11 protein-coding genes are annotated in these 14,112 nt (G+C 29.4%); 2 read left to right on the top strand and 9 right to left on the bottom strand.

Features of this window, described 5'->3' with window-relative positions:
- Window positions 1–22: 22 nt before the first annotated feature.
- Both msrB and AC0B4S_RS03990 read left to right on the top strand, forming a co-directional pair.
- The gene (msrB, locus tag AC0B4S_RS03985) at window positions 23–451 is read left to right on the top strand and encodes a peptide-methionine (R)-S-oxide reductase MsrB (RefSeq protein WP_465101804.1); all 429 of its coding nucleotides are present in this window, start codon (window positions 23–25) and stop codon (window positions 449–451) included.
- A gap of 77 nt (window positions 452–528) precedes the next feature.
- Window positions 529–1,677: an IS3 family transposase gene (locus AC0B4S_RS03990; RefSeq protein ID WP_465101805.1), complete on the top strand. Its 1,149-nt coding sequence runs from the start codon at window positions 529–531 to the stop codon at window positions 1,675–1,677.
- A gap of 87 nt (window positions 1,678–1,764) precedes the next feature.
- Here the strand turns inward: AC0B4S_RS03990 and pgmB are convergent, their stop codons facing one another.
- The 9 genes from pgmB to AC0B4S_RS04035 form a co-directional block, all read right to left on the bottom strand.
- Window positions 1,765–2,445 (bottom strand): beta-phosphoglucomutase, encoded by a 681-nt coding sequence (gene pgmB, locus AC0B4S_RS03995; RefSeq protein ID WP_465101806.1) that lies wholly within the window; start codon window positions 2,443–2,445, stop codon window positions 1,765–1,767.
- On the bottom strand, window positions 2,438–4,837 hold the full coding sequence (locus AC0B4S_RS04000; protein WP_465101807.1) for a glycosyl hydrolase family 65 domain-containing protein: 2,400 nt from the start codon (window positions 4,835–4,837) through the stop codon (window positions 2,438–2,440). Before AC0B4S_RS04000 ends, pgmB begins: the two co-directional genes overlap by 8 nt.
- 10 nt (window positions 4,838–4,847) lie before the next feature.
- On the bottom strand, window positions 4,848–6,485 hold the full coding sequence (locus AC0B4S_RS04005; RefSeq protein ID WP_465101808.1) for an alpha-amylase family glycosyl hydrolase: 1,638 nt from the start codon (window positions 6,483–6,485) through the stop codon (window positions 4,848–4,850).
- A 2-nt stretch (window positions 6,486–6,487) separates the two neighbouring features.
- The gene (locus AC0B4S_RS04010) at window positions 6,488–8,533 is read right to left on the bottom strand and encodes an alpha-amylase family glycosyl hydrolase (RefSeq protein WP_465101809.1); all 2,046 of its coding nucleotides are present in this window, start codon (window positions 8,531–8,533) and stop codon (window positions 6,488–6,490) included.
- Between the two features lie 142 nt (window positions 8,534–8,675).
- Window positions 8,676–9,383, bottom strand: coding sequence for a winged helix-turn-helix domain-containing protein (locus tag AC0B4S_RS04015; protein ID WP_465101810.1), 708 nt, complete (start codon window positions 9,381–9,383; stop codon window positions 8,676–8,678).
- An 11-nt stretch (window positions 9,384–9,394) separates the two neighbouring features.
- Window positions 9,395–11,170, bottom strand: a complete 1,776-nt coding sequence (locus AC0B4S_RS04020) for an alpha-amylase family glycosyl hydrolase (RefSeq protein ID WP_465101811.1) — start codon at window positions 11,168–11,170, stop codon at window positions 9,395–9,397.
- A 93-nt stretch (window positions 11,171–11,263) separates the two neighbouring features.
- Window positions 11,264–11,920 (bottom strand): hypothetical protein, encoded by a 657-nt coding sequence (locus AC0B4S_RS04025; protein ID WP_465101812.1) that lies wholly within the window; start codon window positions 11,918–11,920, stop codon window positions 11,264–11,266.
- The gene (locus AC0B4S_RS04030) at window positions 11,920–13,146 is read right to left on the bottom strand and encodes an ABC transporter ATP-binding protein (RefSeq protein ID WP_465101813.1); all 1,227 of its coding nucleotides are present in this window, start codon (window positions 13,144–13,146) and stop codon (window positions 11,920–11,922) included. The genes AC0B4S_RS04025 and AC0B4S_RS04030 overlap by 1 nt, the downstream gene beginning before the upstream one ends.
- A 3-nt stretch (window positions 13,147–13,149) precedes the next feature.
- A complete protein-coding gene (locus tag AC0B4S_RS04035) occupies window positions 13,150–14,112 on the bottom strand; it encodes a sugar ABC transporter permease (protein ID WP_465101814.1) in 963 nt (320 codons plus the stop codon).

Raw genomic sequence — 14,112 nt, forward strand, 5'->3', positions numbered from 1 at the left:
TTTAATTTGTTATAATAACACTATGGAAAAAAGAAAAGATCTCAGTCATTTAACTGACTTACAATATAAAATTACCCAAGAAGGGTACACCGAAAGACCTTTTGAAAATGAATATGACCAACATTTTGAAAAAGGAATTTATGTTGACATCGTAGATGGAAAGCCGCTATTTATTTCTAGTGATAAATTTGATTCGGGTTGTGGTTGGCCTGCATTTAGTAAACCAATTGATCATTCTGTTGTTTCAAAACACCTTGATTTATCACATAATATGGTTCGCACTGAAGTTAAAAGCACTAGTGCAAATTCGCATTTAGGACATGTTTTTAATGATGGACCAAAAGATAAAGGTGGTTTAAGATATTGTATTAATTCAGGTTCTTTGAGATTCATAGCTTATAAAGATTTAGAACAAGAAGGATATGCAGAATATAAAAAATTATTCAAATAAAAAACTAAGCTTATAGACAGGGAAAAAATATTCGGACAAAATCCGAATATTTTTAATATAAAGAAAAAGAGGTAGTTATGAGACATTTAAAGACTAAAGAATGAATCAAAATTTTTGACTTATACCATAAATATTTGAACCTGGGAATAACCAAGGCAGAATTTGATAATTTCTGTTTTGATATCAGAAAAGTATACTGAAATAAAGAATCAATGAGAAATATGTTAAAGAAAAGAAAACTGTATAATTTAAATATGAACATAGAATCACAAAGCGGTAAATCACCTAAGAAAGATAAAGGTGTTGGGAGAAAGAAAAAGAAAGTTCTCGATTATACATGAATTGATACTCTTAAAGATGATGAAAAAGATGCAGTTATAAAATACTACTATCGAATTTTTAATGAAAATAATATTGATGCAGATATCTCAAAGATAAAGAAAATCAAGAATCTTTCACATACTAAAAAATCTAAAATGATATGTGTTTCAAGATCTACATATTACGAGAAATTGAAAGATAACAACAAGACTAAAGAACTAAAGGTTAAACACAAAGAAATAATTTTTCAAAGTTTTGTCGAAAATAAAGAAAGGTATGGACGAAGGAGACTTGCTAAATATATTTTCCAAGAATATAATATTCAAATAAATCCTAGAACCCTAGGAAATTATATGAAAAAACTGAATTTGAAAACATTTGTTAGACAAAAACATAAAACTAAAGAATCTAAAAATACTAGTGTTAAAGTACCTGATTTAGTAAAAAGAGATTATAATTCAAGCAACAATAATATATATGCAACAGACGTGACCTATATACCAGCACCAAAAGATATTGAACAGAATCATATTTATTTATCTGCAATTATTGATCATAAAACTAAGTTTGTGACCTATGAATTATCACTTAGAAATGATACTGAACTAATTTTGAATAATATCACCAATACAAAATTCAAAAATAATTTTATTTTACATTCTGACCATGGATCTGCTTATTCTTCGCTTGAATATACTAAAAAAATAAAATCACTAAAAGGTAAAATATCAATGTCAAGAATTGGTAATAGTCTTGACAATCGTGAAATTGAGTATTTCTTTTCAATTCTTAAAAGTGAAATTTTCCCAAATTTTGATCAAACCTGTAAAAGACTTACTTTTATTGAATTATCACAAAAAATCAAAGAATTTATAAGCTGATATAATTATAAAAGAATAAGATAAAAAAACCTTCCCAAAGCATTCCGTTTGGCTTAGACAAATGGTATGGTTGGGGAAGGTAAAACCGTCCGAAAAAAATTTCCCAGTTTATTATAGCTTAGTTTTTTGATTAAAATAATTGATAATTTTTTGATAATTTAATTCACTAGTATTAGTTAAAATTAAATTTGCACCAGAAAAATCTTCATGAGAATTATGAGTAATTACTACTGAATGCATTTTGGCATCTCTAATTCCGGCAAGGCCCGCAGGGGCATCTTCAAACCCAATGCATTCACTTGGATCTAAATTAATTCCTTTTGCAGCTTGTAAGAAGATATCAGGAGCAGGTTTACCTGCTTTTACATCGCCAGGGTAAACAATAAAATCAAATAATTCTAGAATGCCCAGTTTAGTTAAAATAAGTGGTGCGTTAAAACTACTTGAAGCAATTGCTAATTTAATTTTATTAGCTTTTGCTTCTTTTAGAAAATTTAATAGTCCTGGTAATATTGAAGCTTCATTGATCTGAGTTTTTAATAATTCTTTATAATATTCATTTTTATCATTAGCAATTTGGAATAATTCTGCTTCGCTTAGCTTTAATTCAGGTTTTTTTAAGCGAATTATTTCTTTTAATGTTTCAAGACGCGGAATCCCTTTTAATTGTTCATTATCAGTTAAAGTATACTCAATGCCAAGATCTTTAACTTTATGTGCTCAAGATTGAAAGTGTAAAATAGCTGTGTCAGTAATTACACCATCTAGGTCAAAAACAAAACCTTTAATCACGGTTAATACCAAATTCTAAAACATTATTTTTTTGCATAAAGTTATCTTTGTTAAAAGGTACATATTTACCTTGGACATTAATAAATAATTTTCCTTTGAAGTCTTCTGATTGCAATTTAACACTGAAAATTTGTTTGCCGACATTAACCTCGAAATGTGAGCCCTGGTATTTAAATTTGTATTTTAAACTAGTTCAATTATCAGGTAAGATTGGGTCTAAGTGTAACTTACCATTATGTCAATCTAAACCTCCAAATCCAAATACAATCATTTGGTAAATTGCAGCTAATGCTCCAGCATGAATTCCAGCATTTGATGTATGCATAGCAGGACCTAAATCAATATTAATTCCATATTTAAAAATTGAATATGCTTTTACAATATTTTTAAGCCTTGCCGCTTCAATAGCATAAGTAGCCGGGCTTAATGATGAATCATGGGTTGTAATAGGTTCATAATAATCAAAGTTGGCTTTACGCACTTCTTTAGAATATAAATGTGGCAAGATATTTAATAATAATACAACATCAGCTTGTTTGACAAGTTGTGATTCAAGGCGAAGGTGGCCTTCTTTAGTATTAAATAATTTTTTACCAGCATCACCAAGCATTTGGAATGGTAAAACATCTACTAATGGTAGTTGTAAGAAAGTATCATTTTCTGCAATAATTAAATTTTCATTTGGTAATTGTTGTTTTAATTTAGCTGATACATCTTGCATTTTTTGATAATCAATTGGGTATGGAATTCTGTCTTGTAGTGCATTTCATACATTTTTTTTATTTACTTTTAAATAATCAATATACTTAAGAGCTAAATCAATGTTATATTTAGCAAACATATTGATATAAGCATTATTATCAATATTCCCCTTATATTCGTTTGGCCCCATAACATCTTTAATTTCATAAGTCCCATTACTTTGTAATTCAGCACGATTGGCATAGAAAATTGCAGTATCAATGATCATTTCATATCCCATGGTTTCCATGAATTTATAATCTTTAGTAACTTGGAAATATTGATCAACAGCATAGGCAACATCAGCAGAAACGTGAATTTCTTGACGACGTGATGCAATTGGAACTTGCTGTCCGCTCACTACATCAGCTTGACCTCAATATGGACAAACTTCACCTTCAGTAGGTCAAGCCATTTCTCAAGGATATTGGGCTCCTTGTAAGTTACTTTCAGCATCACGTTCTTTTTTCTCAAATGCTTTAGCTCTGGCCCCTTCTAGGCCTTTATATCTATATGTTAAAAGGTTTCTTACAATTCGAGGTTGATTAAATAAATAAATTGGATTAATAAAGAATTCAGTATCCCAAAAAGTATGTCCTTGGTATCCCTCACCAGAAAGTCCTTTAGCTCCAACATTCATATTAGTAGTATGTCTTGGCACAAATCCATTAAGGTGGAAAATTCCAAAATCCAGTGCTAATGCATCATATTTAGCTTGCTCATTCCCTTCGATTTGCACTGAAAATTCATTTCAAACATTTGAATGCATTTTAGCAATTGAAGCTTGCTTTAATTGCTCATAATTAGCAGATAATAAATAAGTATGTTTTTGATTTGCTAAATCTTGTATTTCATCTTGTTTAAGCAATTTTTTAGCATCAACAGGTGTATGCACTGACATAATTTTTTCTAAAGTAAAGACATCACCTACTTTTAATGGGACATTAATTTTAAATCCAATATAGCGGCGCTTCATTTCCACGATGTAATCATCAGTTCCACCAGTGATTAATTGATCATTTAGGTATGCCTTAGTAATCAAGTTATGAACAATAAAACGTTTTGAAATGGTCGTAGTTTGTGACATTTGTAATGATTCTTTAGTTAAACGACGCTTATGACCTTCGCTAAAATGCTGTGTTCCTGAGTTGGTTACTTGCCCATTGATTCTTGGTTTAATAAGTAAATTTACTTTTCCTAAATCATTTAATTCTAAAACTTTAACTTGGATTTTTTGAGCATATAAATTAGCATCATCTCGTGACACAAATCTTTCAAAGGTTAATTCATATTTACCACTTTTACGTGTTGCAATAATAGTTCTTTTTAAAAATCCATCTTTAATATATAAGGTTTTATTATATTGATCACAGCAACTCACTTCAAATTGTTCATTATTAAAATAAATAGGTGTTGTCATTAAATCAGCTAAATTAGCTAATTCTGATACTTCTTCTCTGGTATCTTTGTTAAAGATACCATTAACAAAGAAGTTTTCTTTGTTATAAGAAGTATTTTCTTCATCAGCACTTCTTATTCCAATATGTCCATTTCCAAGTGCAAAAATACTCTCAGTTTTGGCAACCACATTTTTGTCAAATTTAATTTGTGAAATTGTTTTATTTTCTAAATCATATTTTAAGTAATTCATATTCCTCCTTTTATAATTCAATAAGTATTGATTCAAATGGTCTTAAAACAGTTTGTGGCATTTTTTGATCGCTATAACTAGACATGATCAAAGTTCCTAGTTTTGCTTCTAAATTAAGCTGATATTTAGTTGGATTTAAATAAACAACTAATTTTTGGTTTTGGTAGCTACGTTTTATTACCAAAACACCGTTTTGGTCAACATAAATTTTTGATAATCCATAGATTAAAATATCATGATATTTATCTTTACGTAATGCAATTAAATCTTTGTAAAAGTAAAAAATACTATCTGGATCTTTTAAAGCAGCATAAACATTAATTTCATCTTTATTACGCCCATTTTTAATTCAAGGTTTATGCCCTCTATTAAATCCAGCATTTATAGATTTATTTCATTGCATTAAAGCGCGCCCTGCATCACGTGAATTAATATTTAAATATTTAATAAATTCTTGTTCGCTATAAATTGGATTTTGGTCAACTAAGTCCCTAAATCCATTTTTAATATCAACATCTCTAAATTCACTACGGTCATTAAAAGTAACGTTAACCATTCCAATTTCTTCTCCGTAGTAAATGCATGGAATTCCTTTTAAAGTTAAGAGCATTAAAGCATGAGTTTTAGCTGCTTCTTTACGGTAAAAAGTTTCATCTCCTCAACGCGAAATGCTACGAGATGTATCATGATTTGATAGAAAGTTAGTAAACATATCTGATGTAATATGAGGATTTTCTTGAAATGGAGCTTGTTGGTAAGCAAATTCTTTATAGTCTCAATTTGTATCTAAGCCATTGCGCCCAGTTTCTTTTCCTCACCCAATTCATCACCACGCAAAATTAAAGTAATTATCAGATACTTTGTTTTCCCCTGCTCCATATTGTAATAATTCTTGTGCACTAATACCACTTGCTTCTCCTAATGTATAAGCATCAGGTTTGTTAGCAAAAGCTAATTTACTAAATTCTTTAAGATATTCAACGGCTCCTTTATTTCAAGCAAAATATGGGTTTTTATCAACTTCATCGAACGTTTTAGCAACATGTTTAATAGCATCAAGTCTAAAACCACGTACTCCTAAATCATATCAAAAATCAATAACGTCCACCATAGCTTTAATAGTATCAGGATGAGCTCAGTTTAAATCCACTTGTTCTTTTGAAAATAAGTGGAAATAGTATTTATTTAATGATGGCACATATTCTCAAGCTGATCCACCAAAAATACTTTTAGCTTTTTGTTCTTCTTGGGTTAATTCATCCCTTCAAATAAAGTAATTATGTTCTTTATTTGAAGGTGATTCTAAGGCTTTTAAGAACCATGAATGCTCGTTAGACACATGGTTTAAAACAATATCCATAATAATGTCTATGCCATATTCTTTAGCCTTAGCTGCCATTTTTTTAAAATCATCTAAAGTACCAAATTGTTTTCATACTGATTTATAGTCTAAAACATCATATCCAGCATCAACAAACTGAGTTTCATATGTTGGACAAAGCCAAATCCCATTGATACCTAGATTTTTTAAGTATCCTAATTTTTTTGTAATTCCTTTTAAATCTCCATCGCCATCATTATTTGCATCATAAAATGAACGAGGGAAAATTTGATAAAAGATTTTATCTTCTAATTTAATTGTTTTCACTTTTATTTATTCCTTTCTGTTACTTGTGTTGAATGAGCTTTTAAAACTCCTGGTGTGTGATCTATTTTTGAATCAAAGATTAAATTACCTTGATACAAACTTAGATCAAAATCTCGATCACCAAAATTATGCAAGGCTAAAAGTTCTTTAGTTCCTTCTTGATTTGCAATGCTATAAATTAAAATTCCAGATTCTAGATCGCTATATTCAAATTTTAATCTTTCAAACACTTTTTGATTTGTATCAAGCCTCAAATAATCATTAGCTAATCTAAAATGATTGATTTTGGCTTGAAAATCAAAAATATATTCTTTAACCTCAGGATTTTCTAAATGTTTTCATTTTAGCCCATTAGTATAATCAGTAGTTTTATATGAATTAGGCATAAAAGCATTATTGTCAGGTTTTTCATTAAAATCATCATGTAAGCTAGCTTGGCATTTAAAGCCTTCTTCACCACTTAAATCACAAGGTTTGCTTTGCAATAATTCAGTGCCTGCTAAAGTTAAATGTCTCCCTTGGGTTAAATATGACATTAATAAACCTTGGCGGTAGGCTTCAAGACGCTGTTTAAAACTCTTTTTAGGACTTAAAATATTAATTTTATCCCATAAAGTCATACCATCATGGCATGCACTATAACTTAGGTTAATTGCAATATCATCATTATATAAGTCATATTTAGTTTTCGAATGTGGAATATTGCCAAAATCATAATCTTTCAAACCTCCAACAACACTAGTTACATATTGTTTATACTGAGTTTTCGAATATTTATGAATTAAGCCAGTTCCATACTTTTCATGCTCAGTTCCTTTAATTGAATCTCGTAAAGTATCATTAAAATATCCAAATTTAATTGTATTATTACTTGATCCTTTAATGTATGAACTACTAAATTCAAGGTCACTAAAAGGCCATGCTTCTCCATGCAAGATTATCTTTGGATTTAGTTTTCTAAGTTCTCTTGCAATTAAATCCAAAGTTTCTTGGTGGTGAAAACATGAAAGATCAAAGCGAAAACCATCCACATTAAATACTTCAACATAATATTTTAATGAATCAATCATTAATTTTTGCACCATAAATCTTTCATCAGCTAATGGTGGATAATTTACCGGACGTTTAATTGCTTTATCACGATAATAATAGCCAGGTAAAATATTATCAAAAATATTGTTTGTCATCATGTGATTATAAACCACATCAACAATCACGCCAATATTTTGCTCATGTGCTTTATCAACTAAATTTCTAAATTCCTTAATTCTGGTATATGGATCTTTAGGGTTAGATGCATAAAGACCATTAATTGTAAAATAGTTATGTGGATCATAACCTCAGTTATAATTAGTAGTTCACCCTTTCCCAGTTCCTTTTAAATAAATTGTTTTATCTAAATCATTTACAGTATATGCAGCATGAATTGGTAAAAGTTGCAAGTGGGTAAAACCTAAATTTTTTAAATATCCAAATAAATCATGTTTTAGTAAATTATTAAATTTACCTACTTTTTGGTATTTTGGTCTGTTAGGTTTTAAACTTGTAAAATCACGTACATGCAGTTCATAAATATTTGCATCTACTGAATTATTTAAGTTAGTAACTAGATCTCTTGGTTTATCTCCTACTCTTGGTGATTTAAAATCAATAAAGGCACCTAAGCCAACTTTATCCTCCATCCCTTGTCAATTAAATGGAGCCATAGATTTAGCATAAGGATCTAATGCCCTAGTTACTTTATTACCTTGATGAATAATTTCAAAATTATAATAACTAGTTTGATATTTTTGTTTGTTAATTGTTATATCTCAAACAAAAATATCATTGCTTGTTTGTGCATAAACTTTTTGCATTGACAACTTTAAATATGGATTTTCTAAATCATTTTTTTTGTAAAGCAAAAGAAAGACTTCCTTTGCTAAAGGTTGCCATAATTTTATTTGAATTTTATTCTCTAAAATTATGGCTCCTAAATCATTTTCCTTATAAGCAAATTTTTGATCAAATTCTTTAAAAAATTGCGAATCTTTTTTGACTAATTTCATATGCAATAATTATAATGATTATTATTAAATTTTTTAAAAACTACTAATACAACTTGACCAGTCAATCTATAGTATATAAAATTAGAGAATAAATCATAAAAAGGAGTAAAAAAGCACCCTATTAAGGGTGCTTTTGTCTCTTTTATAATAAAGATATTTCTTGGTGATAAAATTTAAGGTGTTCTGGGTCAATATAATATTTACCAGCAATACAAATTGCTTCATCATCATAACCAAACATTGTTAAAACCATCATATTTTGGTGCCCTAAACGATTAACATCTTTTTCATATTCAAGATGGTAAACTACATTTTCAACTTTCTTTTTGTTGTTAATAGTGTCAATTAATGGTACAGTCAAATCAATTGGTTCGTTTTTACCAAGCCATTTTGCAGATAATCAAACTTCAGCTTCACCAATCACTTTATTTTTCTTATAAATTTTCTTTTGGAAAAATCTGGCTCCGTCTGTAAAGATAATGTTTTTATCTGCAAATCATTCAGGTTCTACAAAGTCAAACACTTCATGCCCCATTTGACGGTCAGCTTTAATTAAATAACTAACTGGTTTAATTAAGTTATGAAAGTTTTCAGAAACAAAGTGTCCTCTTTTTTTAATTGAGTAAACTGCACCGATAGTACGTAGTTTTTGGTAAGCTGTAACAATAACACTACGAGAACATTTGAAACGTTCCATTAAAGCATGTTCTGAAGGCATAATTTTGTTAACTGGTACTTTCTTGGTTTTAATTAAGTCAATTAAATATAAAATAATCTCACTTGTTTTAGTAACATCTGGATCATCTAATTGAAAAGTATCTTTATATGTAAATTTATATTTTGGTCTCATAATTTTTCTAATTATTTTTGAGTTAATTCAAAAATAATCAATCCTCCTCTTTCTATTTCAATATTTCAACTATTATTTTTAGCTTTATATAAATATAAAGGTTTAAAATGATAGTTACGAGAAATCTTAGCTACTGCTAAGAATTTATTTTGGTAATTGCAAAATCCAAATAATAACAGCTTTTTAGCATTGTGGTCTTGAGCACGGACCATAAATGATGAATAATCCTCGCTGTCAATTACTTGATATGGATCGATAATTGTTCTTGGTTCTCTGTGGCTCAGAAATGGATAATCATTTCTGAGCTTTAACATAAATTTAATAAAGTTAAATAGGGAATTTGGATCTTCAATCGCCTCTTCAACATAAGGCCTAGACAAAGCAGAAGTTAATAAAACATAATCTTTACGTGATTCTTTAACTTTATTATCAAAAATATAACAATTTTCAGCATGCGTTAACCATTTCATTGGTTCACGCAAGGTTGGATCTCCATAAATCCTTGTTCCATAATAACCAAGTTCATTACCATAATAAATAATTGGTGTAGCTGGTAAGGCTAAAAGCTGCATTAGTGCAATTCTTTGTGCTTCATATTCATCAAGACTTAAAGGTTTATGATGCTCTGTTTTTTTTAACTTAGTAACATTCTGACGGTAATAATCTAGCCATCTAAAAACATCATGATTATCTAAAAAAGGTACTCATTTAGTTTTAGAAGAAGCAAGTGCATACTTGCTTGCCACATTCACTAATTCTTGGTAACTAATTCTAACATCAGGATTATGTCTAAAAAACTTAAAGCCATCATAAACTGTATCTAAAGCTTGTTTACCTTGGTACATGGTATACTCTAACCCTTTTAATGGATCGCTAAAGACTCATTCACCCATCATAAAAACTTCCTCGCGGCCAGGTTCTAAATTAGTTATTGAGTCGCTTGCTTCGCGCAGCAAACTAAAAATCTTGGCTTCATTAAAGTTATCTTTAGTTTCTTGTTCACTGGAATAAAATTCGGCAATTGCATCATAGCGAAAACCATCAACTCCAACAGCCGTTCAAAATTTTTGAATTTCAAGCAGTTGTTTAATTACTAATTCATTATCTAAATTCAAATCAGGCATACCATAAGTAAAACGGCCTAAATAATCACGATTAGTTGCCTGAATCTTTTGATCCAGGCGATGATATTTAGCTCTAATGTATTTGGTATCTGTCTTTACATCTGAATCTTTATAAGTTGGTTCAAAGCGATAAAATTGTTCATATAAAGGATCTTTATATAAGGCTTTTTGAAACCAAGGATGTTCATAGGATGTATGGTTAAACACTAAATCTAAGTAAACTTTAATTCCGTTGTCATGGGCACATGATAAAAACTCAATAAAAGCATCCATGCCACCAAGTTGGGGAGCAACGTTGCAATAATCAATTACAGAATACCCATGGTACGAAGAAGCAGGGTGAATTGGACTTAACCATAATTGATCGATTCCTAAATTTACTAAATAAGGAATTTTATTTTTAAGTCCAATAAAATCACCTAGAGCATCATTATTACCATCAGCAAAATTATAAACTAATAATTGGTAAATAACATTTGTATTACGTAACTTTTTGAATAACTTAGCTTTAGGGGCTTTTTTTCATAAATCAGTGTAATCTAAATGATATTTAGGCATTTGGAAGCTTGGATCATCTCAAGTTGCAGCCTTAGTTCTAATTTGCTTTTTTAAATAACCTTTAAATATTCTTTCTAGCTTTCATTTCTCGTATAACTTGCTCATAGTAATATTATACTATTTTTATCTACTTATGCAAGTTGATATATTAAATATATTTTAATGAAAAACTCCTTGTTTTTTACAAGGAGTTTTAGGTTAATTATTATCTAGAATAGTTTGTATTTTGATTTTTAATTCATCAGTTGGAATTAATTGTTTTGCTAAGATTTGGTCTTTGGTTAAAAAACCAAATGATTTACGAGCAATTACAATCAAGAAAATGTTAATAAAACTAAAACCAAGCGCTAGCCAAGTTAGTAAGTAACTTAATTGACCTCCACTTTTTTTAAAGGGAGTGTTTCTAATTTCGCCAGCATCATCTTCAGCTTGAATAATGTTTTCTTGATATACTTCAGTTGGTTGCAATGAAAGAATAAAAAAGAGTAATACAAAGACAATTGGGACAAGGTAATTCACAATTTTTAAATAAAGATCACCATTATATGTATTTTTAAATAAGGTATAAATTACTAGCGAAACAAGTACTATTGCACTAAAAGTAAGCACTAGAAAAATGCTATTTAGTGATAAAAATAATGTTTTAAGTTGGAATGCTGGAGCATTATTTTCAACTTGATCTATTTTTCATGTTTTGCTTAATTCACCAGCTTGAATCCATTGATACTCATATTCAATCCAAGCAAAGAATTTTTTAATCATTACTAGTTGAAAAATAAAGATTAAGCTTAATAAAACTAGTAAACTAATTAAAAGAATTTTGCGCTTTAAATAATTTGTTTCAAATTTTTGCATTAGTTAATTCTGTTTTCGGTTTCTTTATCAAAGATATGAATTCTTGAAGTAATGAATTCAATTGTGATATATGAGAATAATTCAAATTCTTCACTATTTGAAGCATTAACGATAAATTCTAAATCATCGCTTACTTTAACTAAAACTAATTGATCTTTACCAATTAATTCCACATTTGAAATTTTACCTGAAATAAAGTTATTTCCAGTTTTTTCACCATGGTGAATTCTTAAATCTTCACTTCTAAAACCAACCACTAATTCTTGATTAGCTTTTAATTTATCTTTAGTTTCTTGGTCTACTTCAATAGCAACTTTTTTGGCTTTATCTCAAATGAGTCCATCTTGATAAGTTGCATCAAAAGTATTCATAGTTGGCGAACCAATAAATTTAGCTACGAAAATATTTGCAGGTTTAAAGTAAAGTTCTTTACTTTTTCCATTTTGTTGAATTTTACCATCGTTAAAGACAACAATTTGGTCCCCCATGGTCATTGCTTCAAGTTGGTCATGAGTAACATAAATACTTGTAGTATTAAGCATACGGTGAATATTAACAATTTCACGTCTCATGTTTTCACGTAATTTTGCATCTAAGTTTGATAAAGGCTCATCCATTAAGAATACAAGCGGTTTACGTGCAATAGCACGGCCAATTGCAACACGTTGCCTTTGTCCCCCTGAAAGATCACGTGGTTTTCGATATAAGTAATTATCAATTTTAAGAATTTTCGCAACGTCTTTGACGCGTTTATCAATAATGTCTTTTCTTTCTTTAGCAATTCTTAATCCAAATGAAATATTATTATAAACATTCATATGTGGATAAAGTGCATATGACTGAAATACCATTGCAATATTTCTTTCATTTGGTAATAAGTTATTATATCTCTTGTTATTAAATAACAAGTCTCCTTTAGTTATGGAATTAAGTCCTGCAATCATTCTTAACAAGGTTGTTTTTCCACAACCTGAAGGGCCAAGAAAAATACAGAATGTTCCAGGTTTAATTTCAAGGTTAATATTTTCTAGTGTATAGTTTTCATTTCCTTCATATTTTTTAGAGATGTTTACTAAGTTTATGTGTGCACCGCTATTTGAATTATAAAATTCCCCAACTTCAGAAATCATTTGATCAATATCAATTGTTTCAAATCCTGAAGTATCTAAATCTAATTCATCATTTGTTAGTATTTCTTGTTCAGTATGTTTATCATATTTCATCATATATTATCCTTTAACAGCTCCATCACTAAGTCCGCCAACAATATACCTTTGCAAGTACATAAATAAGGCAAATGCTGGTAGCGAAGCTAAAATTGAACCAGCAGAATAAGCACCATAGTTAATATGTTTTTGTTCAGCATTAATGAAGGTATCAAGCCCTATGGCTAAGGTTTTTTTGTCATTCTCAATTAAGACGAACCTTGGCAAGATAACATCGGTAAAAGGAGTTAAAAATGATCATAAGGCAACCATAATCAGTGCCGGTTTAATAACTGGAAGTAAAATTTTGAAAAATAATCCCCAGTTATTACATCCATCAATTTTTCCTGAGTCATCTAACTCTGATGAAACAGTATCTAAATAACTTTTAAGCATAAAGGTATTTCCAGCAATGGCACCACCTGAATAAATCAAGATTAACATCATAATAGCTGAAAATCCAAGTAAGGTTTCTCCTAATTTTACTAAGATATATAGCGAAATTAGTGATGAAGTTGCCGGAATCATTTGTAGCATCATAACGATTGTTAATGAATGCCTTGATCCTGTAAACTTAAAACGCGAATAGGCATATCCATTTAGTGCAACAGCCACTGTTGATACTAAAGAAGTAAGCCCGGCTATAACTAATGTATTTCCATATCAAGTTAAGAATAAACTACGCTCATTAGTAAATAAGTAAGCAAAGTTATCTCAACCAAATGAAAATGGCGAAAGTCCAACGACACGAATGTTAGCAACGTTAAAGGCTGCTGTTATCAGTGAGACAATTGGGAATAAAATGATTATTGCTCAAAATAGTAAGATTATGTAATTAAAGAACAGTCAAATAATCTCAAGTGCTGTAGGTGGCTTTGAGTCTGATTCATTAAATTTTAAACGCTTTGGAGATAGTTTTTGTTCTGAAATTGTAAGCGAATCAAACTTATGTTTATAAAATATTTGTCTTTTAAATCTACTTAACAT

This window comes from Mycoplasma sp. 6934 (assembly GCF_055523595.1).